The organism is Marinobacter sp., assembly GCF_041687235.1.
GTDB lineage: Bacteria > Pseudomonadota > Gammaproteobacteria > Pseudomonadales > Oleiphilaceae > Marinobacter.
In genome coordinates this window covers 175,801-199,024 of the sequence record NZ_JAWLCH010000006.1, presented here as the reverse complement: position 1 = coordinate 199,024, position 23,224 = coordinate 175,801, and the positions used below count along the sequence as shown (strand labels likewise).

At 57.0% G+C, this 23,224-nt stretch carries 26 protein-coding genes; 14 read left to right on the top strand and 12 right to left on the bottom strand.

All coding sequences use genetic code 11. From position 1 onward, the window contains the following. Nucleotides 1–60 precede the first annotated feature (60 nt). The gene (locus ACESMK_RS10905) at nucleotides 61–477 is read right to left on the bottom strand and encodes a hypothetical protein (protein ID WP_372998152.1); all 417 of its coding nucleotides are present in this window, start codon (nucleotides 475–477) and stop codon (nucleotides 61–63) included. A 207-nt stretch (nucleotides 478–684) separates the two neighbouring features. Between ACESMK_RS10905 and ACESMK_RS10900 the strand changes: the two genes are divergently transcribed. Together ACESMK_RS10900 and ACESMK_RS10895 are read left to right on the top strand one after the other, a co-directional pair. Further along, nucleotides 685–1,014 carry a hypothetical protein gene (locus ACESMK_RS10900; RefSeq protein ID WP_372998149.1) on the top strand — a complete coding sequence of 110 codons (330 nt, stop codon included), beginning with the start codon at nucleotides 685–687 and terminating at the stop codon, nucleotides 1,012–1,014. A 37-nt stretch (nucleotides 1,015–1,051) separates the two neighbouring features. Continuing rightward, nucleotides 1,052–1,528 (top strand): hypothetical protein, encoded by a 477-nt coding sequence (locus ACESMK_RS10895; RefSeq protein ID WP_372998146.1) that lies wholly within the window; start codon nucleotides 1,052–1,054, stop codon nucleotides 1,526–1,528. 10 nt (nucleotides 1,529–1,538) lie between these two features. Here the strand turns inward: ACESMK_RS10895 and ACESMK_RS10890 are convergent, their stop codons facing one another. The 3 genes from ACESMK_RS10890 to ACESMK_RS10880 all read right to left on the bottom strand — a co-directional run bounded on the left by ACESMK_RS10890 (nucleotide 1,539) and on the right by ACESMK_RS10880 (nucleotide 4,180). After that, on the bottom strand, nucleotides 1,539–2,378 hold the full coding sequence (locus ACESMK_RS10890; RefSeq protein WP_372998143.1) for a putative RNA methyltransferase: 840 nt from the start codon (nucleotides 2,376–2,378) through the stop codon (nucleotides 1,539–1,541). Between the two features lie 110 nt (nucleotides 2,379–2,488). After that, entirely contained in the window at nucleotides 2,489–3,430 is a 942-nt protein-coding gene (locus ACESMK_RS10885; protein ID WP_372998139.1) for an electron transfer flavoprotein subunit alpha/FixB family protein, read from the bottom strand. After that, nucleotides 3,431–4,180 (bottom strand): electron transfer flavoprotein subunit beta/FixA family protein, encoded by a 750-nt coding sequence (locus ACESMK_RS10880; protein WP_372998136.1) that lies wholly within the window; start codon nucleotides 4,178–4,180, stop codon nucleotides 3,431–3,433. Nucleotides 4,181–4,598: 418 nt separating this feature from the next. On the opposite strand from ACESMK_RS10880, the gene ACESMK_RS10875 reads away from it, so the two are divergent. Further along, nucleotides 4,599–6,251, top strand: coding sequence for an electron transfer flavoprotein-ubiquinone oxidoreductase (locus ACESMK_RS10875; protein WP_372998132.1), 1,653 nt, complete (start codon nucleotides 4,599–4,601; stop codon nucleotides 6,249–6,251). 281 nt (nucleotides 6,252–6,532) lie between these two features. Here ACESMK_RS10875 and ACESMK_RS10870 read toward each other — a convergent pair whose 3' ends face one another. From ACESMK_RS10870 to ACESMK_RS10840, 7 genes are all read right to left on the bottom strand, one after another. Then, nucleotides 6,533–6,994: a peptidylprolyl isomerase gene (locus tag ACESMK_RS10870; protein WP_008171631.1), complete on the bottom strand. Its 462-nt coding sequence runs from the start codon at nucleotides 6,992–6,994 to the stop codon at nucleotides 6,533–6,535. A 198-nt stretch (nucleotides 6,995–7,192) separates the two neighbouring features. Continuing rightward, entirely contained in the window at nucleotides 7,193–7,759 is a 567-nt protein-coding gene (locus tag ACESMK_RS10865; protein ID WP_372998128.1) for a DUF1285 domain-containing protein, read from the bottom strand. A 24-nt stretch (nucleotides 7,760–7,783) separates the two neighbouring features. After that, nucleotides 7,784–8,680, bottom strand: coding sequence for a radical SAM protein (locus tag ACESMK_RS10860; RefSeq protein WP_372998126.1), 897 nt, complete (start codon nucleotides 8,678–8,680; stop codon nucleotides 7,784–7,786). A gap of 46 nt (nucleotides 8,681–8,726) precedes the next feature. Beyond that, complete coding sequence (locus tag ACESMK_RS10855; RefSeq protein ID WP_372998123.1) at nucleotides 8,727–9,176, bottom strand: SixA phosphatase family protein; 450 nt, start codon at nucleotides 9,174–9,176, stop codon at nucleotides 8,727–8,729. A gap of 38 nt (nucleotides 9,177–9,214) precedes the next feature. Next, nucleotides 9,215–10,282, bottom strand: coding sequence for an NAD(P)H-dependent glycerol-3-phosphate dehydrogenase (locus ACESMK_RS10850; RefSeq protein ID WP_372998120.1), 1,068 nt, complete (start codon nucleotides 10,280–10,282; stop codon nucleotides 9,215–9,217). Nucleotides 10,283–10,347: 65 nt separating this feature from the next. Next, nucleotides 10,348–10,839: an STAS domain-containing protein gene (locus tag ACESMK_RS10845; RefSeq protein WP_372998117.1), complete on the bottom strand. Its 492-nt coding sequence runs from the start codon at nucleotides 10,837–10,839 to the stop codon at nucleotides 10,348–10,350. Nucleotides 10,840–10,853: 14 nt separating this feature from the next. Next, nucleotides 10,854–12,062 (bottom strand): PP2C family protein-serine/threonine phosphatase, encoded by a 1,209-nt coding sequence (locus ACESMK_RS10840; RefSeq protein ID WP_372998114.1) that lies wholly within the window; start codon nucleotides 12,060–12,062, stop codon nucleotides 10,854–10,856. A gap of 114 nt (nucleotides 12,063–12,176) precedes the next feature. Here ACESMK_RS10840 and ACESMK_RS10835 point away from each other — a divergent pair, with 114 nt between their 5' ends. Next, nucleotides 12,177–13,661, top strand: a complete 1,485-nt coding sequence (locus tag ACESMK_RS10835) for an HD domain-containing protein (RefSeq protein WP_372998111.1) — start codon at nucleotides 12,177–12,179, stop codon at nucleotides 13,659–13,661. On the opposite strand, the gene ACESMK_RS10830 is transcribed toward ACESMK_RS10835, so the two are convergent. Continuing rightward, entirely contained in the window at nucleotides 13,651–14,679 is a 1,029-nt protein-coding gene (locus ACESMK_RS10830; RefSeq protein ID WP_372998108.1) for an NAD(P)/FAD-dependent oxidoreductase, read from the bottom strand. The two genes, ACESMK_RS10835 and ACESMK_RS10830, sit on opposite strands and share 11 nt — an antisense overlap. A 116-nt stretch (nucleotides 14,680–14,795) precedes the next feature. On the opposite strand from ACESMK_RS10830, the gene ACESMK_RS10825 reads away from it, so the two are divergent. The 10 genes from ACESMK_RS10825 to ACESMK_RS10780 all read left to right on the top strand — a co-directional run bounded on the left by ACESMK_RS10825 (nucleotide 14,796) and on the right by ACESMK_RS10780 (nucleotide 23,221). After that, a complete protein-coding gene (locus tag ACESMK_RS10825) occupies nucleotides 14,796–15,752 on the top strand; it encodes an acyl-CoA desaturase (protein WP_372998105.1) in 957 nt (318 codons plus the stop codon). Continuing rightward, nucleotides 15,749–16,216: a nuclear transport factor 2 family protein gene (locus tag ACESMK_RS10820; protein ID WP_372998102.1), complete on the top strand. Its 468-nt coding sequence runs from the start codon at nucleotides 15,749–15,751 to the stop codon at nucleotides 16,214–16,216. The genes ACESMK_RS10825 and ACESMK_RS10820 overlap by 4 nt, the downstream gene beginning before the upstream one ends. Then, nucleotides 16,213–17,013, top strand: coding sequence for an SDR family NAD(P)-dependent oxidoreductase (locus tag ACESMK_RS10815; protein WP_372998099.1), 801 nt, complete (start codon nucleotides 16,213–16,215; stop codon nucleotides 17,011–17,013). Before ACESMK_RS10820 ends, ACESMK_RS10815 begins: the two co-directional genes overlap by 4 nt. Then, a complete protein-coding gene (locus ACESMK_RS10810) occupies nucleotides 17,010–18,275 on the top strand; it encodes an NAD(P)/FAD-dependent oxidoreductase (RefSeq protein WP_372998096.1) in 1,266 nt (421 codons plus the stop codon). Before ACESMK_RS10815 ends, ACESMK_RS10810 begins: the two co-directional genes overlap by 4 nt. A 2-nt stretch (nucleotides 18,276–18,277) precedes the next feature. Next, on the top strand, nucleotides 18,278–19,162 hold the full coding sequence (locus tag ACESMK_RS10805; RefSeq protein ID WP_372998094.1) for a DUF1365 domain-containing protein: 885 nt from the start codon (nucleotides 18,278–18,280) through the stop codon (nucleotides 19,160–19,162). Further along, nucleotides 19,150–20,424: a class I SAM-dependent methyltransferase gene (locus tag ACESMK_RS10800; RefSeq protein WP_372998091.1), complete on the top strand. Its 1,275-nt coding sequence runs from the start codon at nucleotides 19,150–19,152 to the stop codon at nucleotides 20,422–20,424. The genes ACESMK_RS10805 and ACESMK_RS10800 overlap by 13 nt, the downstream gene beginning before the upstream one ends. Beyond that, complete coding sequence (locus ACESMK_RS10795; RefSeq protein WP_372998088.1) at nucleotides 20,421–20,942, top strand: DUF2878 domain-containing protein; 522 nt, start codon at nucleotides 20,421–20,423, stop codon at nucleotides 20,940–20,942. Before ACESMK_RS10800 ends, ACESMK_RS10795 begins: the two co-directional genes overlap by 4 nt. Continuing rightward, nucleotides 20,939–21,679, top strand: a complete 741-nt coding sequence (locus tag ACESMK_RS10790) for a hypothetical protein (protein ID WP_372998085.1) — start codon at nucleotides 20,939–20,941, stop codon at nucleotides 21,677–21,679. The genes ACESMK_RS10795 and ACESMK_RS10790 overlap by 4 nt, the downstream gene beginning before the upstream one ends. A gap of 81 nt (nucleotides 21,680–21,760) precedes the next feature. Beyond that, the gene (gene xthA / locus ACESMK_RS10785) at nucleotides 21,761–22,573 is read left to right on the top strand and encodes an exodeoxyribonuclease III (protein ID WP_372998083.1); all 813 of its coding nucleotides are present in this window, start codon (nucleotides 21,761–21,763) and stop codon (nucleotides 22,571–22,573) included. A gap of 18 nt (nucleotides 22,574–22,591) precedes the next feature. Further along, complete coding sequence (locus ACESMK_RS10780; protein WP_372998081.1) at nucleotides 22,592–23,221, top strand: TetR/AcrR family transcriptional regulator; 630 nt, start codon at nucleotides 22,592–22,594, stop codon at nucleotides 23,219–23,221. Nucleotides 23,222–23,224 lie beyond the last annotated feature (3 nt).

The following is a 23,224-nucleotide window of genomic DNA, read 5'->3' as shown; positions in this document are numbered from 1 at the left end:
CCTTAGTCAGCTGCATTTAAAACGAATTGATAGAGAGTTGTTTGGGTGCTGGTTCAGAGTTTAATGAACTCCGACAGGCGCTTTCGCACCCATCAGGCGCATGAATACCGCCACGCCCAGGCCCCAGAAACCGTTGAGAAGAAGTCCGCCTACCCAGGTCTGGGCAGAAACATCGAGCCCTTTCAGGGGAAATACCACCAGCATGGCGACTGCTGTGGGACCTATGGCACCTACAATGACATGCCCCAGCCAGAACTTCACCCCCGCCAGGCGGCCGAGAATCAGCCACAGCAACATGCCCCACAGGCCACCGAAGAACGCCAGTGATACAACCTGCGGCACGCCGAGCGGTGGTACCGGAGAAAGGTTAAACGGCGCCGCGGGGACAATACCGCCGAGCCAGAACAATGCGAACAGGCCCTGATGAAACACCAGGGTCGCGAGAAAACCACTTGCAAACGCCTTGAACCAAACCATGAACAATCCTCTGTTGGTATGAATAGCCGGCCTTAACTCATTGATTCTGCGTAGCTCGTTTAACAACTGCAACCGATATTAACAGTTTTGAGTGCTCGTTCTACTTTCCTGGCTGCGCCCCTGAAGCCGTCTTCACGGCCAATCGTTTGTCACCCTCCTTAGGGCACACTGCATGACAGTGCATGGAACGATTTGCGGAGGTTCTAATTGATCACCTTTTTGATGGTACTGAGCACCCTGCTTGTCCTGTTCAGCGGTTTTGTCTGCTGGCAGGTTCTTGAGCAACGCAAAGTGATCGCCCGAATGATGGAAAACGACGATATCGCAGATTCCGAGCAGGAACCGGAGCTGGTAATTACGCTGCGTGTTCTGAATCCGATTGCCCTGGCAAAGCGTGAATCCCGGTCTGCCCGGGTGCTCGCTGACAAGCTTCCGGTGATGGTGCGCAAGATGGTGTATCAGGAAGTGATGAAAGAGCTCGAGGAAGAGATGGTCGAGCGTGAGATTGATGTGGAAATGCAGATCGAATATCGATGATCGCGTTGACTGAAAACCTGGAAAGGCGCGCATTATTATGAGCATGACCGTTAGCGTACTCTTTCTGCTGCTCCTGGCCTTCAGCGGGTTTTCCGTCGCCTACTGGCAGCTGTTGCTCTGCCGGCGACAGGCACGGATCCTCAACTCGCACCGGGTGGCGGCCCACAGCGCCATACAGAAAAGCAGGATGGACCTTCTGGAAGTCCGCAACCGTGCCAGATTGCTCGAGGACTCCGTCTCCAGCGGTGCCAGTGCAGTGGAAAAGCTGCACAAGGCGATCTCCAACACCACGTTCGGGCTGATCGATCTGTTTTCGAAAGATGAGGAGTTCCGGCAGACCGCGCGCAAGGCCCGGGCAACCCACGACGAGACGAGCCAGCAGATCTATCGAACCGTGCGCACGACCAACAAGGCCCTGCACATTCTTGCGGACACCCTGATCATCGGCAAGGCTGAAAAGCGGCTTGCTTCCCGGAAACGGGGAAAGGATGCAGATTCAGGCGACGGCCAATAAGCGTCGCCTGTCAGCCCTTTTCCAGGCGCTTCAGTACGACATCGACGGTCACATTGAGTGATTCGAGTGCCGCGGCCTTCTCAAGGCCCTTTGAGGTCGCCCGGTAAAGATGCGGCGTCATGGCCAGAAGGTCGCCTATGCTGTTCTGGTCCGGAAGGGCTAGCGGGAAACGTACCACGGTTGAATCCCGCTGCCGGAAACCCTCCGGAGCAAGGCCCTCATTGGCGCCGGGCGGTTTCAGTTCGGGGTAAATGATTTCGCGCAGCTCCCGCAGATGGTCCGCACCGGCATCGACCTGAATCACCTGGCCGCCGGGCTTGAGTACCCGGGCGAATTCGCTGTAAACCGGAAAGCCAAACAGGCAAAGCACCAGATCCAGTGATTCCGGCATCACCGGCAGGTTTGCGTTGCTGCCCACCACCCATCGAGTCTGTTTGTCCTGTTTTGCCGCTGCCAGGACCGCCCATTTGGAAATATCAACGCCAATCAAGGCAAGGCTTGTGTCGCTGGCCATGGCCGAAAGGTGGCGAAGGTAATAGCCCTCTCCGGAACCGGCGTCCAGTACCGACCCAACCCGCTCACCGGCCAGCGCCTTCAGCGCAAGATCGCTAACCGCCTCGGCGATCTTTGTGTAAAAGCCGGCACTCAGGAACCGCTGCCTGGCCGCGACCATTTCCTTGCTGTCGCCCGGGTCCAGGGTGCGTTTCTTCTGGACCGGCAGCAGATGCACATAGCCCTGCCGGGCAACATCGAAGCTGTGGCCATTTTCGCACCGCCAGGTTTTTTCGCTGGGCACCAGTGGGCAGCCGTCCAGTGGGCAGGCTAACGCGTCAAAAGGCATCGTGGTCATGGTTCGTGTATCCGGTTCAACAGTCGGGGCCGGGTATCATGGCAGGTAATTGGGTTTCACCCAAAAGAAAAAGGCACCCGAAGGTGCCTTTTCTCAAGCTGAACAGAAAGTTACAGAACTTTTTTCAGCTCTTCTTCAAGCTGCGGAATAGCTTCGAACAGGTCCGCTACCAGGCCATAATCGGCAACCTGGAAGATCGGTGCCTCTTCATCTTTGTTGATCGCAACGATCACCTTGGAATCAGACATACCGGCCAGGTGCTGGATGGCACCGGAAATACCCACGGCGATGTACAGCTGCGGAGCCACAATCTTACCGGTCTGGCCAACCTGCATGTCGTTCGGTACGAAACCGGCGTCAACAGCAGCACGGGACGCGCCAACGGCGGCACCCATCAGATCAGCTACCTGCTCCAGCATCTTGAAGTTGTCGCCGTTCTGCATGCCGCGACCACCGGAAACAACGATACCGGCGCTTGCCAGATCAGGACGGTCAGACTTGGCCAGCTCTTCGCTTACGAACTGGGACAGGCCAGCGTCTTTTACAACGTCCAGCTGCTCAACAGCAGCGGAGCCACCCTCGCCAGCAACCGGGTCGAAGGCGGTCGGACGAACAGTAACGACTTTGATGCTGTCACTGGACTTAACAGTGGCAATGGCGTTACCCGCGTAGATCGGGCGAACGAAGGTGTCTTCGGACTCCACACGCATGATGTCGGAAACCTGGGCAACGTCCAGCAGTGCAGCAACACGCGGCATGAAATCTTTGCCCACGGTGCCAGCGGCGGCCAGGATGTGGCTGTAGCCCTTACCTACTTCGGCAACCAGCTCACCCAGGTTCTCGCCCAGGAAGTGACCATAAGCAGCGTTATCGGCAACCAGTACCTTGTTAACGCCTTCAGCCTTGGCAGCTGCTTCAGCAACGGCGCCACAGTTCTCACCGGCAACCAGTACGTCGATGTCTCCGCCGATGGCCTTGGCAGCCGCTACAACATTCAGGGTAGCCTGTTTCAGGCTGCTGTTGTCATGTTCAGCAATTACAAGGATGCTCATTTAGATCACCTTCGCTTCGTTCTTCAGTTTATCGACCAGCTCGGCAACGTCGGCCACTTTCACACCCGCCTGACGGGAAGCAGGTGCTTCAACCTTCAGGGTGGAGAGGCGCGGAGCGATGTCGACACCCAGATCGGCCGGGCTCATGTTGTCCAGCGGCTTCTTCTTGGCCTTCATGATGTTCGGCAGAGAAGCATAACGCGGCTCGTTCAGACGCAGGTCGGTAGTGACAACCGCAGGCAGGTTCAGGGAAACGGTCATCAGACCACCGTCTACCTCGCGGGTAACGTTGACCTTGTCGCCCTCAACAACCACTTCGGAAGCGAAAGTGCCCTGACCCATGCCGGTCAGTGCGGCCAGCATCTGGCCAGTCTGGTTGTTATCGGAATCGATGGACTGTTTGCCAAGAATGACCAGCTTTGGCTCTTCTTTCTCAACAACAGCCTTGAGCAGCTTGGCCGCTTCGAGAGACTGAACCTCCTCGTCGGTTTCGACGTGGATACCACGGTCCGCACCCAGCGCCAGCGCAGTACGGATCTGCTCCTGGGAGGCTTTCGGGCCGATGGATACCACCACGATTTCACTGGCAATACCCTTCTCTTTCAGGCGAACGGCTTCTTCAACCGCGATTTCGCAGAACGGGTTCATTGCCATCTTGACGTTGGCGAGGTCAACACCGGTGTTGTCCGGCTTGACGCGCACCTTTACGTTGTAGTCGATTACTCGTTTTACAGCGACCAGAACCTTCATAGATTCCTCGTTCTTCTACGATGGGTTTATGACTTGCAGTCCTCGCGCAGAGCCTGCCGACATTCAATGCGCACTAATGATGGAGGCAACACTCAGCAGAATCAATAGCCTCAAACGACGCACCAGGACTGAACTTTCAGCCAATTGCCCGGTATTGACCGGGAACGGCAATGAGACGATACTAGATTTCGACTCAAAACACACGATGTTTCAGTGTGTTCTTACAATGCCAAAGGACAGAGCGAATTTCAAACAAACGTTTGTTTGATTCTTCAAATACGGTATCCTTCTGGCTATGCAAGTCGGGTCATCCGTCTTGGGGCAGTCGTCTATAGGCACTTTTACCGGTATGATGGCGGCCCAGAATAATTGGCCTGCGGGCACAAAATATCCATTAAAGATGTTTGAGGAGACCAACGTGGAACGCGAATCGATGGAATTTGATGTTCTGATCGTCGGCGGCGGCCCGGCGGGCCTGTCGGCAGCGTGCCGTGTCATGCAGTTGGCACAGGAAGCTGGCGAGGAACTGACCGTATGCGTGGTAGAAAAAGGTTCTGAGATCGGCGCTCACATTCTGGCCGGTACCGTATTCGAGCCCACTGCCCTCAACGAACTCTTCCCGGATTGGAAAGAGAAAGGCGCTCCGCTGAACACGCCGGTTACCCGTGACGACATTTTCCTGCTGAAGAACCAGGAAAGCGCCACCAAGATCCCCAATGCGTTTGTGCCCAAGAACATGCACAACCATGGCAACTACATCATCAGCCTGGGCAACCTGTGCCGCTGGCTCGCCGAACAGGCCGAACAGCTTGGTGTCGAGGTATACCCCGGCTTTGCCGCCTCCGAGACCATCGTTGAAGACGGTCAGGTAAAAGGCATTATTACCGGTGATATGGGCGTGGCCCGTGACGGTTCCGAAAAAGACGGCTACATGCCGGGCATGGAACTGCGCGCCAAGTACACCCTGTTTACCGAAGGCTGCCGTGGTCACCTCGGCAAGCGTCTGATCAACGAATTCAAACTGGACGAAGGCAAGGATCCGCAACACTACGGCATCGGCATCAAGGAGCTGTGGGACATCGATCCGGCCAAACACGAGCCGGGACTGGTTGTTCATACCACTGGCTGGCCGCTGAAGGAGACAGGTTCCACCGGTGGTTCCTTCCTTTATCACCTTGAAAATGGCCAGGTCTACGTGGGTCTGATCACTGATCTTTCCTACAGCAACCCGCACCTGAGTCCGTTCGAGGAATTCCAGCGTCTGAAGTTGCACCCGGAAATCAAGAAACACCTCGAAGGCGGCAAACGCGTCTCCTACGGCGCCCGTGCGATTACCAAAGGTGGTTACAACGCCCTGCCCAAGATGAGTTTCCCGGGCGGTCTGCTCCTGGGCTGTGACGCTGGCACCCTGAACGGCTCCAAGATCAAGGGCTCCCACACGGCCATGAAGTCCGGCATGCTGGGCGCCGAGGCTGTTTTCGAAGCGCTCAAGGACGGCAAGAGTGGCGAGGAAATCAGCAGCTTCCAGAAGAAGTTTGAAGACAGCTGGCTGTTCAAGGAGCTTTACGCCGAGCGTAACTTTGGCCCGGCCATGCACAAGTTCGGCAACGTGGTTGGCGGTGCTATCGCCTTCTTCGAGCAGAACATCCTGCGTGGCAGCCTGCCGATCACGTTCCACGACACCACTCCGGACTACGCCACCCTGAAGCCGGCGGCCGAGTGCAAGAAGGTGACCTATCCGAAGCCGGACAACACTCTGACCTTCGACCGCCTGTCCTCGGTGTTTATCTCCAACACCAACCATGAGGAAGACCAGCCGGTGCACCTGAAGCTGACAGATCCGGAGCTTCCGATTCGCGACAACCTGCCGAAATACGACGAGCCAGCGCAGCGTTACTGCCCTGCCGGCGTATACGAGGTTGTTGAGAAGGACGACGGCAGTGGCAAGCGGTTCCAGATCAACGCCCAGAACTGTGTCCACTGCAAGACCTGTGATATCAAGGATCCTGCCCAGAACATCAACTGGGTAACTCCGGAAGGGGGCGGTGGCCCGAACTATCCGAACATGTAAGTCCGGATTCCGGAAATAAAAACGGCCCCTCGTGGGCCGTTTTTTTGCTTTCGGATTGTCGGATTACGGCTTCCCCTAATCCGACCTACTTACTAACCCAGGTTTCATTGCCTGGTTGTCGGATTACGGCTTCGCCTAATCCGACCTACGGGGGTTGGTGTGAGGCTTCGAAGCGTGTCTCTGTAGGTCGGATTAGGCGAAGCCGTAATCCGACATCATTATTTCCGGGCACAAAAAAAACGGCTCCCGTGGGAGCCGTTTCTCTAGCGCTTCAGAAAAGCTTAGTGAGCGTGGCCGTGCTCTTGCTCTTCGTCAGTCGCATCGCGAGCCTCTACCACTTCTACGTCGAAGTGCAGAGTCTGGCCAGCGAGGGGATGGTTGGCATCGATGGTGACGGTCTCGTCGCCAACTTCAACCACGCGAACAACCTGAGGGCCGCCCGGGGTCTGTGCCTGGAACTGCATGCCCGGCTCGATGGTATCAACGCCTTCAAATGCAGAACGCGGAACCGGCTGGATCAGCTCTTCGTTGACTTCGCCGTAGCCTTCAGCAGGTTCTACAGAAACCTTTACCTGATCGCCTGCATTCTTTTCGTTCAGTGCACTTTCAAGTCCACCGATAATGTTCTGTGCACCTTCCAGATAAGACAGGGGCTCACGACCTTCTACACGGGAGGAGTCAAGCTGCTCTCCCTGATCGTTGGTGAGCGTGTAATGGATGGTGACAACACGAGGTTGGGCCATGTGATCTCCTTGCGTGTCGCAATGACTGTTTAATTGATTTAGGCAATCGAAAGTGATCGTGAACAGCCAGACTGCACAGAGGGACTAACGACCACCGGGCCTCGTTAGAGAGCCAGGCTCATAACAAGTATGAAAACACAGTTTAACAACTGAGTTAATGCGTTTTCTACCGTAATTCTGGGGCCAAGGTACGGGTTTTCAACCACCCTGCCCGATTTTGTAGAAAATTCCGTGACTGAATACCCCGAGAACCGGGTGACCGTCCTCATTTCGCTCGACCACATGCTCGGCCAGATCGTAGTAGGCAGCGGTGACCAGCCGCGCTTCCACACCGTGACGAACGTTCACAATCGGACGAGGCTCGTCGGAATCCGGATAGGTACCGACTTCCAGTGGATGGTGCTGGCCAATCTCGAGGGTTTCGCCCACGTTGGTGGTCAGTGAGATGACCTGCCGGTCGCCCTCTCCAGATATCTGGAGCGAATGCGCCAGAAGCGGCGTGTCCTCAACCTGTATCCGCCACTTTTCTACAGGCGTCACCAGGTAGTACTCGCCATCCTCCTCCCGACGCAGGATGGTAGAGAAGAGTCTCACGATCGCTTCCCGTGCCAGAGGTTCGCCTTTGAAAATCCACTGGCCATCCCGACTGATACGCAGATCCATGTCACCAGACAGTTCCGGATTCCACTGATCGAGGGGCGGGTTGCCGGCATTCTTCACGGTTTCCTCCACCTGCTTTGCGAGATTCTCCGGATTCATGCTCATAACGGTGGCTCCCGATTCTGTGAATTACAACCCGCGCATCCATTCTGCCCGGAGCGGTGCGGCGCCGGGATTGGTGATGGCCAGGTTCACCTGGTCCAGCATTTTCTGTTTGTCGCGGCCCAGTGTTCCCTTCAAGACCAGATAATTTGAGGCATGGTCGCTGCGAAAGATGGTTTTATCCAGCTCCAGATGCTCGAGGAAGAGGCGAATCTCTTCGAAAAGCCCCTGTTGTGAAAGTGGCACGAAATCGTCACCGAAACCTTCCCGGAAACGTTCCTCGCCCTGCGGGAAGCTGACCACCAGAGTGGACAGATAGTCCGGCTGGGTTTCATTGCAGAGGGTCGCGGTGTTGATGGCATGCTGGCGAGAGAGGCTCTCCCCGCCCAGGCCATTCAGAACCATGACCGAACTGGTCAGGCCCGCTTCCCGGATCTTGAGCAGTGCCGAGCGGGTGGATTCCCATGTTTCGCCCTTGTTCACGCGGCGTAGTACTTCGTCGTCACCCGACTCCATCCCGACGTATAGAATCTGCAGGCCCGCTTCCTTGAGCTGCGCCAACTCTTCGACGGTTTTTTTGGCAAGGTTCCGGGGCAGGCAGTAACTTGAGACCCTTTGCAGCTCCGGAAAAGCCTCTCTCAACTGGCCGAGGATCTCAAGCAGTCGACGGGTCGGCAGTACCATGGCATCGCCGTCCGCGAGGAAAACCCGGCGTACACCGCCGAGGGTACGGGCTGCCTTCTCGATATCCTGGAGCACGTCGTCAGGCTTGCGGGCCCGAAACTTTTTCTGTGGCTGGGTGTACATTTCACAGAAGGTGCATTTATTCCAGGAGCAGCCGTTGGTGACCGGCAGAATCAGTGACTTGGCCTCACTGGGCGGCCGGAATACCGGCTCTACGTAGTCGATGGGAAAGCTGTACATAGTCAGACTCGGATGTTGAGGATTCAGAAATCGGATAACCGGAGTATCAGGGCAGAAACTGTGCTTTCAAGTCTGCGCAGCCGGGGCCGACCACCGGCATATCCAGCATCACTGCCTGGGACGTCATAAACGGGATACCACGCCGATGGGCATCCACCAGAAGCGTGGCAAGGGCTCCGACCAGTGGCATGTGGGACACAATCAACAGTGGTGATTCGTGCTGATCAATCAGCGCGTCGAGGCACTCCCCCGGATCGTCATCCGGGGTGATGAACATTTTCTCCTCAACCGGGCAATTGAGGATTTCAGAAACGATGGCGGAAGTTTGCCGCGCCCGCACATAGGGGCTGCTCCAGATCAACTTTGGACGCCAGGGCGACTCCGCAATACGGGCAGCGACTTCCGCAACCCCCAGGCGACCCGACTCGGTCAGTTCGCGCTCCTGGTCCAGCGTATGCCAGCCGGCTTCGCCGTGGCGCATGATGAGCAGTTGCAAGGGCACTCTCCTTTTCTGCCGCCCCGGCCGTTTACGGGTTACTGGCTGATGGTCCGCGGCAAAATGAATTCTACGTCGGAATTCTGGACCGACATCATCAGGCTGTTGATGACTGCTTTGATGGAGGCCGTGCCGTAGAGTATCTCATACAGGCCCCGGACCAGCGGCATGTAGATACCGATGGCTTCGGCCTTTTCCTTGACCAGCTTCAGGGTGTAGATCCCTTCGGCCACCTGCCCCAGTTCAGCGACCGCGTCGTCCAACTGCTGCCCCTGCCCAACCGCGTAACCCACCCGGAAGTTGCGGCTCTTCGAAGAGGTGCAGGTTACGATCAGGTCGCCAACCCCCGCCAGACCCATGAAGGTCATCGGGTTGGCACCCAGACTGACCGCAAACCGGCTCATTTCAGCGAGCCCCCGGGTAATCAGCATGGCCTTGGCGTTCTCTCCCATCTCCAGGGCGGAGGCAAGGCCGGCGACAATCGCGTAGATGTTCTTAAGGGCGCCCGCGAGCTCAACCCCATAAACATCCACGTTGGCATAGACGCGGAAATACTCGCAGCCAAGGAGATCCTGGACGGAGCGACGAACATCGGGATCCTTTGCGGCAATCACCGTGGCGGTGAGATCCCGGTTGACGATTTCACCCGCCAGGTTAGGACCGCTGAGCACACCAATCCGGCAGCGGGGAATCTCCTCCTGGAGAATCTCGCTCATCAGTTTGAAGCCGTGTTCTTCGATACCTTTGGTCAGGCTGATAACAATCTGGTCATCGCGAAATTTGTCGGAGTTCTCGCGGATAACGGCCCGAAATGCCTTGCTGGGGATAGCCACAAACACGATTTCCGCCTTGCTGACAGCGTCCGCAAGGTCGGTGGTTGGCTGAATATCGCCGGTCAGTTCAATACCCGGCATATAGCGGCTGTTGATCCGGCTGGTGCGGATTTCGTTGGCCTGAGCCTCACCTCGCATCCAGAAGTGCACACGATGGCCGTTTTCGCCCAGGACCTTGGCCATGGCAGTACCAAAACTGCCGCCGCCGAGAACCGCCACATCATGCACCGGTCCGCTTGCCTCATTATCCCGAGGCGTCGTTTGTTCAGACATAGTTCTTCCGTTTCTGTCAGATCAGGTGTGAAACCGGCTTTGCCGCGCGCAACTGGCGAAAGACGTTAGCCGGGCTCTTCACATTCCAGAGCGCGCACCAGGTTCTTGAACTCTTCCCTGTTTCGGCTGTTCAGGCCCATCAGCACCTTGTGGGCGTCGAGAACCTTGTCCCTAACCTGCTGTTCGCTGGCCCTGAGCACGGGGATTTCTTCAAGCTCTTCGATACGGGACGCGGGCTCCCGGACAATGATAAAAATCTTGTCGAATCCCATGGAAGTGATAATGCGGGTAATATCAGGATTGGTCGAAATCAGCGTGGGCAGGAAATGGCTCTGCTTCTGGGCCGCCATGGCTATCTTGGCCAGCAGACCAAGCGTTGTGCTGTCGATAATCTCGGTTTCGGTCAGATCGATCACCACGGTCTTGAACTGGGGGTCCTGGGTGATGGACTCAACCAGATTGTCCAGCGTCGAACAGAGGTTCAGCCGGATTTCCCCAATAAACTTCAGGACATAAATGCCCTGTTTTTCAGCTTGCAGGATCTTGTAACCAGCCATGTTTCACACTGCCACTAATTCGACGAGGTGTTGTCTGATTCGTCTATGGTATCAGTTACCGAGACAATAGCGATATCGTCCGGCAGCTCTGTGATCTGGTCGAGATTCAGAGCCTCGTTAAGCGCTGCGATAGTGTGACGACCTCCCGACACGAGTTCAAGTAGGGTACGCTCCTTTTCATCCAGACTTTTTTCCCGGATAACCTCAAGAATTCCATCTGAAAACAGGGTCAGATGAAACGGTTTGTTCAGTGGTACTTCGTAGACCTCCCACTCCGGGGTCTCGAACAGACCCACTGGCAAACCACTACCCTCCAGGAACGCCGTTTCCCCGCCCTCGAACGAAAGAATGGGCATCGGGAAGTGCGCCCCTACCGCATAGTTTAATTTACGTTCGCTCAGGGAAATGATGCCAACAAATACGGTTACGTGTTTACCGAGGCCAGTATCAAGGAGTTCCGAGTTTATGCGCTCCAGGAAGCGGTCCGGGTACAGGATGTCTTCACTGGAACCACGGCGAAGATTGCGCTGCAGCCGGTTGGTGAGGTTCTTGAGCAGGACGGTCACGAACGCGGAGCTGGCGCCATGGCCGGACACATCGGCGATGTACACCAGAACCTTGTCATCGGAAATCCGGAAATAATCCAGAAAGTCACCGCTCAGATACAGAGACGGTTTGATCAGATGGTCAACCTGAAGGCCGCTCATGACCTGCTCGTGTTCGGGCAGCATTCGTAACTGGACTTTACGGCCGGCACGCTGGTCTGCCCGAAGCTCTGCAATGCCGTCTCGCAGGTCCCGGTTGGCTTCTTCCAGTTCCTGCCGGTAGAGCTGGTTCAGACGGTTGACCCGGACCCGGTCAAACAGTTTTCCGATAACATCATCCAATGCGCCTTTGTCGTCGTTGCAGGGTTTCAGGACAAAATCCGCCGCTCCGGCCCGCAGAGCGCTCACCACATCGGCACTGGATTCACTGGTCGAGCAGGCGACAATCGGCGTGAATGTTTCCGCCTCTTCCAGGCGACTGGCAAGGTCCCGAATGGCCTCGGGAGACAGATCTGCAAAGATGACGTCAGGGATGTTATCGTCGAACAGGGCCTTTGCACCGGCAAGGTCTGGATAGCCGGTTACGTAAAACCCCCTCGCTTCCAGGTAGCGGGCGAGATCCGTGCGGGCCTTTTCATTGGCATCTATTATCAGTATGCGCTCGGTGCGCGAGGTCATGGCGACTGCCCTAAACTACCAGCGGTAAACGATAAATTGGCTTGATTAAGCCTATTCTGGCACGCCCCTGTGATATAACAAGGCCAGTTTAATGAAATTGGGAGATTCCATCTGATGCGACGTGCCGTTAATGATCTTCTCGGAGCCTATGACAAGCTGATCATGGATCCGGTTCACGGAGGTATTCCACTTTACCGGCATGAAATACAGGTGATTGACCATCCGCTGTTCCAGCGCCTGCGGAATATCTGCCAGAACGACATCCTGAGCCTGGTCTTTCCCGGAGCAACCCACTCCCGGTTCCTGCACAGCATCGGCGTGATGCACGTGGGCACCCGGATGTTCCGCTCGATGATTGATGCCTACCTCCGGGAACGCCAGCTCAGTGAGCAGACGGACCTGAGCCTGAGCCAGCTCGATGCCATCGACTACCTGGCAAAGACCATCCGGCTGGGCTGCCTGCTCCATGACAGCGGCCATTCCAGCTTTTCCCATCAGTTCACCCAGGCTCGCCGTATCCGTGAACTGATGTCACGCCCTGGCAGGTTCCGGGACCTGTGGCGGGGCGTGGATTACTCGGTTTACCACCCGGAAGAGCCCGATGAACTGGAACACGAACATTATTCCGTGCGCGTCGCCCACGACGTATTGATGGCGGTAGATCTGGAAAGTGCCGGACTCCACGCCCGGGATGTCATCGGAATCATGGAGACGACTCAGGTAAAACCCAGCGAGACCTTCTGCCGCCACGCGCGAACCTTCTGGGCTTTTATCGCCGGTGAAGATGCCGCCGCCGGCTCGCCCCTGAGCGACAACATTCCGGGCCTGGTGATGGACCTGCTGTCGTCGATTGTATCCGGGGAAATCGATGCCGACCGCGCTGATTACATGCTGCGTGACGGCTTCCATTCTTCGGTGACCATCGGTGGCTTCAACCTGGACCACCTGCTGAGCAACCTGCGTTTCGGTTGGGATGTGTCAGAACCCTGGCTGGGTCTGGCCATTACGCAAAAGGGGCTGGGCGCGCTCGAGGACTTTGTCTACAGCCGCCATCAGATGTACCGGAAGGTGTATGCCCACAAAACCGCGCTTGGCTTTGACTGGCTGCTGCGGGAAGCCATTAACGAGGTTCTGGACGACCCCGGGAATTTTGAGTGGGTGGATACCTGCCTGAGCGATATGACTTACTTTGCAGAGCTTACCGACAATTTTTTCTGGGAAGCGTTCCGCAAAGTGGCCCGCAAGCATCCGAAGAGCTTCTCTTTCTGCATCGTAAACCGGGTAAAGCTGAATCACCTGGATACCCGGGAAGACCTTTCGGCCAGAGGGATAGAGCGGCATAGCGCATGGCTCGCCGGCGAGCTCGCACTGAACCCGGCCCGGGTAGTGACCTGTTCAATGCGCGCCCGTTTCTCAAACATCCAGGACAACTTCAACGGTATCAAGGTGCTGGTTCGTGAGCCCATCCACCGCACCCGGTCGCTAAAAAAGATCACTGATGTCAGCGCCTTCTTCAGCAAATTCAGTGACGGCACCATCACCCATTTCTATACCCGCCCGGATGTCACTACCGGGAGCCAGGCCTCCCTCACTGAGTAGCGGCCGAGCCGGTTATTTCCGCCACCAGTCCGCAGGCGCTGTCGAAAGCGCCCTCAACCCGGCCACCGCTGAGCCAGTCGCCGGCAAGGCCCAGCCCGTCATCCGGGAACCAAAGATGGCCTGGCTGTTCGCCGCCTTCGGAGCGGGCATAAAGCCAGCGATGGGTGACAACTTCATCCGGCCCCGCATTAAAACCTGTCAGTTCCTGAAAAGCGGCCAGGAGTCTCTCGGCAACTTCTTCCGCAGGTGTATCCACATGCTCTTCCGTCCAGCCGGGACTGGCGTGCAGAACCCACCATTGGCCCTCGTCGTCCCGACCTGGCTTGCTGGAGTTATTGGCCACCCAGAACAGCGCTGGATGCTGGCAACGCATGCCTTCATGGTGTGGCCACGGCGATACCGCGAAATGGGCGGCCACCGCCCAGCAGGGCAAAACGCGGGTAACAGGGTCATCAAGGTGCGAGGCCAACTCATCAAGCCCACTGTCCGCCAGCAAATCCCACGCCTGTGCCGGGGGCGCGGTAATGATCACCTGATCAAAGTCTCCGAGCGGGTTTCCGGCGGTGTCATGAAGGGCCCAGTATTGGTCGTTTCGGGCCAATGTGCCAACCCGGGTTTCACTAACAACCCGGACATGGGCAGACAACGCCCGGGTAATGGCGGTCATGCGCGGCGTGCCCACGAAGCGGGTTTCCGAGGGAAATGGCTCCCATTCTCCGGTGGCGGTCTGGAACCCGAACCGTCCTTCCCAGGGTGCGAAACTGTCGCTACCGGCGAATTTATCAAGAAAAGGGAGAAAATTCGGGTTCCGGGAAGTGAAATACTGGGCGCCCACATCGGCCGACCCGCCCGTCACCCGCTTTGCAGCAAGCCGGCCACCGGGGCCGCGGCTTTTTTCGAACACGGTAACGTCATGGCCGTGCCGCTTCAGTTCAATCGCGGCTGTCAGGCCCGTCAGCCCTGAACCAACGATTGCGATACGGCGTATAACAGGCGGATAAAAGGTTTGATTAAACATGGTTTATCGTGCATCCAATTCCGGTAGTGAGATCGTACAACCCTACATCAAAAAGGTTCAGCCACCGGGCTGAGCGTGCGATCAAGATTCCATTAAAGAGAAAGGGCAATCAGGGTATGACCCGAGTGCAGCATTGGCTTACAAACATTCTGAGATGGTTCGATTCCGAAGCAGGTTCGGATCACATTGACACCACATCCAGATCGTTCAACTTTTTACGTGTGATTCCGTTCATAGCGCTCCATCTGGCCTGTCTTCTGGCCTTCTATACCGGAGTAAGTGCGTTTGCAATAGGGTTCGCGCTGGCGTTCTTCCTTGTCCGCATGTTCGCGATCACCGGATTCTACCACCGCTATTTCGCCCACAAGACCTTCAAGACCAGTCGGCCAGCCCAATTCGTGTTCGCCGTTCTCGGCGCCAGCGCTGCCCAGCGGGGGCCACTGTGGTGGGCTGCGCACCACCGGCATCATCATCAGCACTCTGATGACGAGCAGGATCTGCACTCGCCCCATCAGGGCGGGTTCTGGTGGTCGCACATGGGGTGGTTTACCTGTGACGCCGGCTTCGCAACGGATGAGCGCCGGATCCGGGACTGGCTCAAATTCCCCGAGCTCAGGTTGATCAACCGCTTTGACTCGCTGGTACCAGCGCTGGCTGCGGTTGGCATCTACGCCCTCGGTGAGGCCCTGGCTGTCTGGGCACCGGGCCTGGGCACCAACGGACTGCAGTTGCTGGTGTGGGGCTTCTTTATCTCTACGGTGGTTCTGTTCCACGCGACGGTGTCGATCAATTCTCTGTCTCACGTCTGGGGCAAACGTCGGTTCGAGACCTCGGATGACAGCCGGAATAACTTCTGGCTGGCTCTGATCACCCTGGGTGAGGGCTGGCATAACAACCATCATCGTTGGCCACAGTCTGTGCGCCAGGGTTTCCGGTGGTATGAAATTGACATGACCTGGTATGGCCTATGGCTGATGTCGAAGCTGGGCATCATCTGGGAACTTAACCCCATACCCCAGCATATTCAGGATGAAACACGCGAGCTGGATAGAATGAGGAGGAAAAGGCAATGACAACCGCCTCAAAAATTGAAGTAGGCACGCGCAACTCGGCGGTGCCGGCAACGCTCGACCACTTTCGGGCACTGTTCAACGAGCTCGACAAGGGCAACCTGAACAAACTTTCCCGGGTGTACAGTGAGGACATCCGGTTCCAGGACCCGCTGGGCATGGTTCATGGCCTGGATGAGCTTACCCGCTATTTTGCAGGGGCCTACGCCAACGTGATCTCCTGCCGATTCGAGTTTGGAGAAGCCGTCGTTCAGGGTGAGTTTGCGGCGGTTCCCTGGGTGATGCACCTTCGGCACAAGCGCATTCGTAAAGGCCGGGAAATTCAGGTTCAGGGTATCAGCCACCTGGAAATCCGGGACGGTATGGTGTGCTACCACCGCGATTACTTTGATGCAGGGGAAATGCTCTACGAAAACCTGCCGGTGGTTGGCAGGGTCATTCGCTGGATCAAGGATCAGGCAGGATGAGTGATCGACTTCAGGAAACCTCGAATATCTGGATTACCGGCGCCAGCTCCGGCATTGGCGAATCCGTAACCCGGGCCCTGGCCAGGGGCGGTCACCGGCTCGTCATTACCGGCCGACGGCAGGAAGCGCTTGATGAGCTTGCCTCCGCTGCCCCGGGGCGGATCATTCCCGCCGCGGCAGACACCACCAGTAAAGAGGAGCTTCAGGCAATTGCCGGCTCTCTGGAGCATCACGGCGACCTGAACATGGTGATTCTCAACGCCGGCACCTGTGAATATCTCGAGATTGCCCGCTACAGCAGCGATGTGATCGAAAAGAATATTCATACCAACGTGATTGGTACGGCACGCTGCCTGGATATCGCCCTGCCCGCCCTGCGTCGCAGCCGGGCGAAAGGCCGGCCGGCCACTCTGGTGATCGTCAGTTCCTCGGCCTGGTGGTTTCCCTTTGGCCGGGCAGAAGGTTATGGTGCCTCAAAGGCCGCCCTGACCTACTTTGCACACGCCCTCAGGGCGGATCTTGCCGCCGAAGGTATCGACGTCGTTGTGGTTTCACCGGGCTTTGTGAAGACCCCTCTGACCGACCGCAACGATTTCCCAATGCCGTTTCTGGTCTCCGCCGAGGACGCGGCGGAACGGATTGTCAGCGGCCTGGCCCGTGGACATAACGAGATTGCCTTCCCCAAGCGGTTTACCTGGATGCTGAAAGCACTGGGCGCCCTTCCCCGGCCTCTGATAGACCGCATGTCGGCTGCCATGGCCCGTAAAAGCAACACCGAACAGGAAAACAATGGATGAGTAGTGAGCGTCAGCGAATTGCTGTCATTGGGGCCGGCGTATCCGGTCTTACCGCTGCCTGGCTTTTGGCCGAGAAACACGAGGTTCAGGTTTTCGAAGCCGGTGATTACGCCGGCGGTCACACCAATACCGAGCAGGTTGAAGCCGGTGGCCGAACCTGGCCGGTTAATACCGGGTTTATTGTCTTCAATGACTGGACCTACCCCAATTTCATCAAATTGATGGATCGGCTTGGTGTTGCCTCGGAAGTCAGTGATATGAGCTTCAGTGTTGACTGCAACAGCACCGGTCTGCAGTACAACGGCACCAGTCTTAACACCCTCTTCGCCCAGCGGCGGAACCTGATCAACCTCCCTTTCCTGAAAATGGTCCGGGAGATTCTGCGTTTCAACAAGGAAACCCGGGCTGACCTTGAGGCGGGTAACATCAACAATGAGGAAACGCTCGGCGAATACCTGAACCGGAACGGGTATTCCCGTTATTTCCGGAATTACTATATCGTGCCCATGGGCGCAGCTATCTGGTCGGCACCGGAGATTATTCTGGAGCAGTTCCCGATCCGTTTCTTCCTTCAGTTCTTCAACAACCACGGCATGCTGTCCGTTGACGACCGTCCCACCTGGCGAGTGATTTCCGGCGGCTCAGCGCAGTATGTGACCAGAATGATGGAGCGCCTCGGTGATGCCACCCATCTGAACAGCCCTGTCGACAGGGTGCTAAGGGATGGCGACGGCGTGACCGTCTCGGTGAAAGGACAGGACCATCACTTCGATCAGGTGATTTTCGCGTGCCACAGTGACCAGGCCCTGGCCATGCTCGGGGACCCGACCGACAAGGAGCGGGACATCCTTGGCGCCATGGCTTACCAGAACAACGATGTGGTACTTCATACTGACAGCAGTGTGTTGCCGGACAACCGCCGCGCCTGGGCTGCGTGGAACTATTTCATTCCTACACACAGCACGGAGCCTGTCTCCGTGACCTACAACATGAACATTCTGCAGAACTTCCACGATGCCCCGGAAACCTTCTGCGTAACCCTCAATCGCAGTCGCGATATCGATCCGGGCAAGGTGATCAAGCGCTTTGAATACGCTCACCCGGTGTTCACCCTGGACGCAGTAGCCGCCCAGGAGCGCTACGATGAAATCGGCAACCAGAATCGCACCCACTACTGCGGCGCCTACTGGTTTAACGGATTCCACGAAGACGGTGTTCGCAGTGCGCTGCGGGTAACCCGGGCCTTCGGGGTGGAGCTTTGATCATGAACAGCCAATGGCTGGAGGGTACTGTCCGGCACAGACGGAAGTACCCGGTGCAACATGAATTCAGCTACAGCACCGGCATGCTGGCCCTGGATACCGATGAGTGGGGCCAGGTTGCCAACGTCAGCCCCCTGTTTTCTCTGGAGCGCTTCAACTGGATGTCCCTGAAGCGCAAGGATTACTTCCGTCCGGACACCGGAGACCTCTCGGATGCCGTCAGAGATCACGTCGCCGAGGCCACAGGCTGGCGGCCGGACGGCGAAGTTGAGCTGATCACTCACCCCCGCTACTTTGGTTACGTGTTCAATCCGGTCAGCTTCTATTTTTGTTACCGGGCCGGGGACTGCCCCGCTGATGGCGCGGTTCCCCGGGTCATCGTTGCCCAGATCACCAACACACCGTGGCACGATCGGCATGCCTACTGCCTGGAAACCGCAGGGGCGGAACCTAACCAGGCAGGCTGGCGAACCGAACAGTTCGGCTTCAGCAAGCGGTTTCATGTATCGCCTTTCAACGGTATGCACCAGCATTACGAGTGGACGTTCAGTTTCCGGGGCCCGGAGTTGAGAATTCACATGAATGTTCTGGAGGAAGGCCGCAAACATTTTGATGCCACGCTGGTAGTCCAACGCACCCCTCTCACTCGTAAAGATGTCCACAGAAGTCTTCGAAAGTTTCCACTTGAGGCTTTCAAGGTTGTGGCAGGTATTTACTGGCATGCCTTGCGGCTCAAGCTCAAGGGTGCACCGTTCTACAGCCACCCGGACAAACTTCCCGAAGACGACAGCGCCTACCGCCGTGGGCACGATGATTCCGGGCTGGATGTCACCAGTTCCGAGACCAATGACAAGATTCGTGGAAGGGTAAGCTCATGGAGAACCTGAATACTTCGGTTGAAAACACCTCATCCGGCTCTGGCAGCCTGCCTGCGCTCAGCCGGGTTGCGAGGGCCCTGGTAATTCAGCAGCTCCGGTTACTGGGCGAGGGCCAGCTGACGGTCAAGGAATCCGGGTTTGAAGACCTCGTATTCGGAGACGGCAACAGCCAATACCAGCCTGCCGAACTGATTGTTCATGATCACAGCACCTGGCGGGACCTGCTGACCGGCGGAAGCGTCGGCGCCGCTGAAGCCTATGTGGCCGGAGACTGGTCGACGCCTGATCTGGTTGCCCTCCTTCGGTTCTTTACCCGTAACGTCGACCGCATGAACGAGTTTGAAGACCGATTCAGCTGGGTGACCAAGCCGGCACTGAAGGGTTTGCACTGGCTGAACCGGAACACCAAAGAAGGGTCCCGGAAGAACATCAGTGCCCATTACGATCTGGGCAACGACCTTTTCGAGACTTTTCTCGACCCGACCATGATGTATTCCTCGGCCATTTACCCAAGCGCAGAGTCGACCCTGGAAGAGGCGGCAGTGCACAAGCTGGACACCATCTGCCGCAAACTCGATCTCCAACCCGGTGACAAGGTGATCGAAATCGGTACCGGCTGGGGCGGGTTTGCGCTCCACGCTGCCAAACATTTTGGCTGCCACGTGACCACCACGACCATTTCCAGAGAACAACTGGAGCTGGCGAAAGAGCGGGTTCAGAAGGAAGGCCTGGAAGACCGGATCACCCTCCTGTTCGACGATTACCGGGATCTTGAGGGCCAGTTCGACAAGCTGGTCTCCATTGAGATGATCGAAGCCGTTGGCCCGCAGTTCCTGGACAGCTATTTTTCCCAGATCAACGCCCTTCTGAAGCCCGATGGCCTGGCTCTGGTACAGGCTATCAACATGCCGGAGCAGCGTTATCAGCGGGCCCTGAAGAACGTGGATTTTATCCAGCGGTTTATCTTCCCGGGCAGCTTTATACCCTCCTTCGGTGCGATTCTGGAGTCGGTTCGCAAGGAGAGCAACATGGTCCTGACCCACGCCGAAGACACCGGGTTTCACTATGCCCGCACGCTTCATGACTGGTGTGACCGTTTCATGGCCCAGCGCGACCGGTTGGAGTCCATGGGTTACGACGAGGCGTTCCGCCGACTTTGGCACTTCTACTTTGCCTATTGTGAGGCGGGTTTCAGCGAGCGCGCCATCGGCGTGGCGCAGTTGGTGTTCGCCAAGCCCGGCAACAAGCGTGGGAACATCCTTAGCGTATGATAGCGTCGGAAACCACCCGTAACGTACTCAACTTCCTCCTGTTCCAGGCAGGCTGGTTTGCCTGCGTGTTTTATCCGGGCCTGATCGGTGCAGGGATTGTGGTGGTGTTTCTTGTCCTGCATTTCGTGCTGGTTAGCCAGAACCGCATGACCGAACTTCAGTTCATCGGCCTTGGAACCGTGGTCGGCTCGGTGCTGGACGGCATCTGGTTCCGTACCGGCATCCTGGACGACGGTTCCGGCCAGGTGATGCTGACGCCACCTTGGCTGGTGGCTATCTGGGCCATTTTCATGACGACCCTGAGTCATTCCCTGGACTGGATCAGCAAAAAGGCGTGGCTGCCGTTCGTGCTTGCGCCCTTCGCCGGCCCCTTCGCCTACTGGTCTGCGAGCAAACTCGGTGCAGTGGAGCTGCCGGAATTGATGCCCTCGCTGATTGCCCTCGCGTTTGGCTGGCTGGTTGTATTCCCCTTGCTCTTGTATGCCCGCAAAACGCTTTACCCGGAGCTGGTGCGATGACCAACGCAAACTGGACGCTTTCCCTCATGCTGATGGCCGCGACTCTGCCTGTCATGGCCGGGGATTATCGCTTTACCGGCACGGCCACCACCAAAGAAGGCGATAAGCTCTACGAGGAGCGTCATTCGGTCGACGGCACCTGTGAGGACGGCGTGTTTCGTCCGCAAGGACACCAGGTTGCCTATCACAAGCCGGATGGCGATGATTCCTTCGCCCGAAAAGAGCTTGAATACGATGCCTCCGTACTCCGGCCAATCGTCAATTTCTCGCAGCCGACGTTCAATGAAACGATGAAGATTGATTATCCCGAAGCGGAAACCCTCGTTATAAACTGGGACAAGCCTGACGGTGAATCAGAGCAGTTCGATGTGGAATATCCCTCCAACACGGTGGTGGACGCAGGATTCGATAACTTCGTTCGCCAGAACTGGAAGAGCGTTGTTGCAGGCGAGTCCGTTGAATTCCGTTTTCTCGGACCCACCCGGGGCGAACACTATGGTTTTGTACTGGAACCGGCAGAGAACGAACGGGTCGAGGCCGACCACGTGGTCCAGATACGCCCTACGGGCATGGTACTGAGATTTCTGGTGGACCCGATTGTACTGGGATACAGTGACACCGGAGCCCTCTCTGACTACCTGGGCCTCACCAACATCCGTAAAAATCAGGACGAAAACCACACCGCCCATATCCGCTATTCCGTGGATACCTATCCGGATTGTGAACTGACCCCCTGAAACTGTCGCCCCTGCCAAGGCAGACCCTGGGGCCCAGTGTGTTAAACTCCGGCGGGAACCAACGCCGGAGAGTATTTCGAAATGATGTTTGTGTCTTTCAACGTCAACAGTATCCGAACCCGTCTGCACCAGCTTGAGGCCGTCATCGAGGCCTTCGCTCCGGATTTTATCGGCCTTCAGGAAACCAAGGTTCAGGACGACGACTTTCCGGTCGAGGCGGTCCGCGAGCTTGGCTATCACGTGCATTTCCACGGTCAGAAAACCCACTACGGGGTAGCCCTGCTCTCGAAGGCGGAGCCGGAAAAGGTTGTCAAAGGCTACCCCTGGGACGGTGAGGATTCCCAGCGTCGGCTGATCACCGGGCATTTTACGATCAACGGTGAAAAACTCACGGTGGTAAACGGCTACTTCCCCCAGGGCGAAAGCCGTGACCATCCGGTGAAATTTCCTGCCAAGGAAAAGTTCTACGCCGATCTGATGCGCTACCTGGACGAGCTCAGGCAAGCCGGCGGCCATGTGGTGGTTATGGGTGACATGAACATCTCGCCAACGGACAAGGACATTGGTATCGGCGCCGACAACGCCAAGCGCTGGCTGCGATCCGGCAAATGCTCTTTCCTTCCGGAGGAGCGGGAGTGGCTTGGCCAGGTGGAAGCCCGGGGTTACACCGATGTGTTCAGGCACCTGCACCCGGACGAGTCAGACACCTTCAGCTGGTTTGACTACCGCAGCAAGGGCTTTGAGCGGGAACCCAGGCGTGGCCTTAGAATTGACCTGATCATGGCCAGTGACAGCCTGCTACCCAAAGCACGGGAAGCTGGCGTCTCCTACGATATTCGCGCCATGGAACGGCCGTCCGACCATTGTCCGGTCTGGGCGAGCTTCGAGCTCTAGGGACCGGCCCGGCGCGACATGAAAAAAATCAAAACCCGCGACCGCATCCTTCAGACCAGCCTGTCGCTGTTCAACAGCGTCGGCGAGCCCAACGTGACCACCCTGCTGATTTCCGATGAATTGGATATCAGCCCGGGCAACCTCTACTACCACTTCAAGAGCAAGGGCGATATTGTCGAGGAGCTTTTCGACCAGTACGAGCACGACATGGTGGATCTCCTGGCGGTTCCGGAGGACGCTGACATCAGCCTGGACCAGCAGGGGTTCTTCCTGCATTTGCTGTTCGAGACAGTTGCCCGTTACCGGTTTCTGTACCAGGACCTGGTGAACGTATTGTCCCGGTACGATCAGTTGCAAGTACGGTTCAAGCGAATCCAGAAGAAGAAAATGCTCGCTTTTCGCACTATCTGCGAAAGCTTCCGGCGCCAGGGAATTATGGTGATCGAAACGGAAGAACTTGAGTCTCTGTGTGAACAGCTGACCCTAACTGCTTGTTACTGGAGCGCTTTTGATACTCTCTCTCACCTGCACGATCGGGAATCCGTGGACCCCGGACGTGGCGTTTACCAGATGATGCATCTGATCCTTCCCTATCTGGCACCCGATGATCGGGAAGAAGCCCGGCTGATGAGCCGGGACTATCTCTGAGGC

Bases quoted from the DNA above. Each gene is read 5' to 3' on its own strand.
- ACESMK_RS10825 (WP_372998105.1), top strand. From the start codon at position 14,796: ATGACCCGAGTGCAGCATTGGCTTACAAACATTCTGAGATGGTTCGAT.
- ACESMK_RS10780 (WP_372998081.1), top strand. From the start codon at position 22,592: ATGAAAAAAATCAAAACCCGCGACCGCATCCTTCAGACCAGCCTGTCG.
- ACESMK_RS10865 (WP_372998128.1), bottom strand. From the start codon at position 7,759: ATGAGCATGAATCCGGAGAATCTCGCAAAGCAGGTGGAGGAAACCGTG.
- ACESMK_RS10795 (WP_372998088.1), top strand. From the start codon at position 20,421: ATGATAGCGTCGGAAACCACCCGTAACGTACTCAACTTCCTCCTGTTC.
- ACESMK_RS10860 (WP_372998126.1), bottom strand. From the start codon at position 8,680: ATGTACAGCTTTCCCATCGACTACGTAGAGCCGGTATTCCGGCCGCCC.
- ACESMK_RS10840 (WP_372998114.1), bottom strand. From the start codon at position 12,062: ATGACCTCGCGCACCGAGCGCATACTGATAATAGATGCCAATGAAAAG.
- ACESMK_RS10895 (WP_372998146.1), top strand. From the start codon at position 1,052: ATGAGCATGACCGTTAGCGTACTCTTTCTGCTGCTCCTGGCCTTCAGC.
- ACESMK_RS10815 (WP_372998099.1), top strand. From the start codon at position 16,213: ATGAGTGATCGACTTCAGGAAACCTCGAATATCTGGATTACCGGCGCC.
- ACESMK_RS10890 (WP_372998143.1), bottom strand. From the start codon at position 2,378: ATGACCACGATGCCTTTTGACGCGTTAGCCTGCCCACTGGACGGCTGC.
- ACESMK_RS10830 (WP_372998108.1), bottom strand. From the start codon at position 14,679: ATGTTTAATCAAACCTTTTATCCGCCTGTTATACGCCGTATCGCAATC.
- ACESMK_RS10850 (WP_372998120.1), bottom strand. From the start codon at position 10,282: ATGTCTGAACAAACGACGCCTCGGGATAATGAGGCAAGCGGACCGGTG.
- xthA (WP_372998083.1), top strand. From the start codon at position 21,761: ATGATGTTTGTGTCTTTCAACGTCAACAGTATCCGAACCCGTCTGCAC.
- ACESMK_RS10790 (WP_372998085.1), top strand. From the start codon at position 20,939: ATGACCAACGCAAACTGGACGCTTTCCCTCATGCTGATGGCCGCGACT.
- ACESMK_RS10845 (WP_372998117.1), bottom strand. From the start codon at position 10,839: ATGGCTGGTTACAAGATCCTGCAAGCTGAAAAACAGGGCATTTATGTC.
- ACESMK_RS10880 (WP_372998136.1), bottom strand. From the start codon at position 4,180: ATGAAGGTTCTGGTCGCTGTAAAACGAGTAATCGACTACAACGTAAAG.
- ACESMK_RS10885 (WP_372998139.1), bottom strand. From the start codon at position 3,430: ATGAGCATCCTTGTAATTGCTGAACATGACAACAGCAGCCTGAAACAG.
- ACESMK_RS10805 (WP_372998094.1), top strand. From the start codon at position 18,278: ATGAACAGCCAATGGCTGGAGGGTACTGTCCGGCACAGACGGAAGTAC.
- ACESMK_RS10820 (WP_372998102.1), top strand. From the start codon at position 15,749: ATGACAACCGCCTCAAAAATTGAAGTAGGCACGCGCAACTCGGCGGTG.
- ACESMK_RS10870 (WP_008171631.1), bottom strand. From the start codon at position 6,994: ATGGCCCAACCTCGTGTTGTCACCATCCATTACACGCTCACCAACGAT.
- ACESMK_RS10800 (WP_372998091.1), top strand. From the start codon at position 19,150: ATGGAGAACCTGAATACTTCGGTTGAAAACACCTCATCCGGCTCTGGC.
- ACESMK_RS10810 (WP_372998096.1), top strand. From the start codon at position 17,010: ATGAGTAGTGAGCGTCAGCGAATTGCTGTCATTGGGGCCGGCGTATCC.
- ACESMK_RS10835 (WP_372998111.1), top strand. From the start codon at position 12,177: ATGCGACGTGCCGTTAATGATCTTCTCGGAGCCTATGACAAGCTGATC.
- ACESMK_RS10905 (WP_372998152.1), bottom strand. From the start codon at position 477: ATGGTTTGGTTCAAGGCGTTTGCAAGTGGTTTTCTCGCGACCCTGGTG.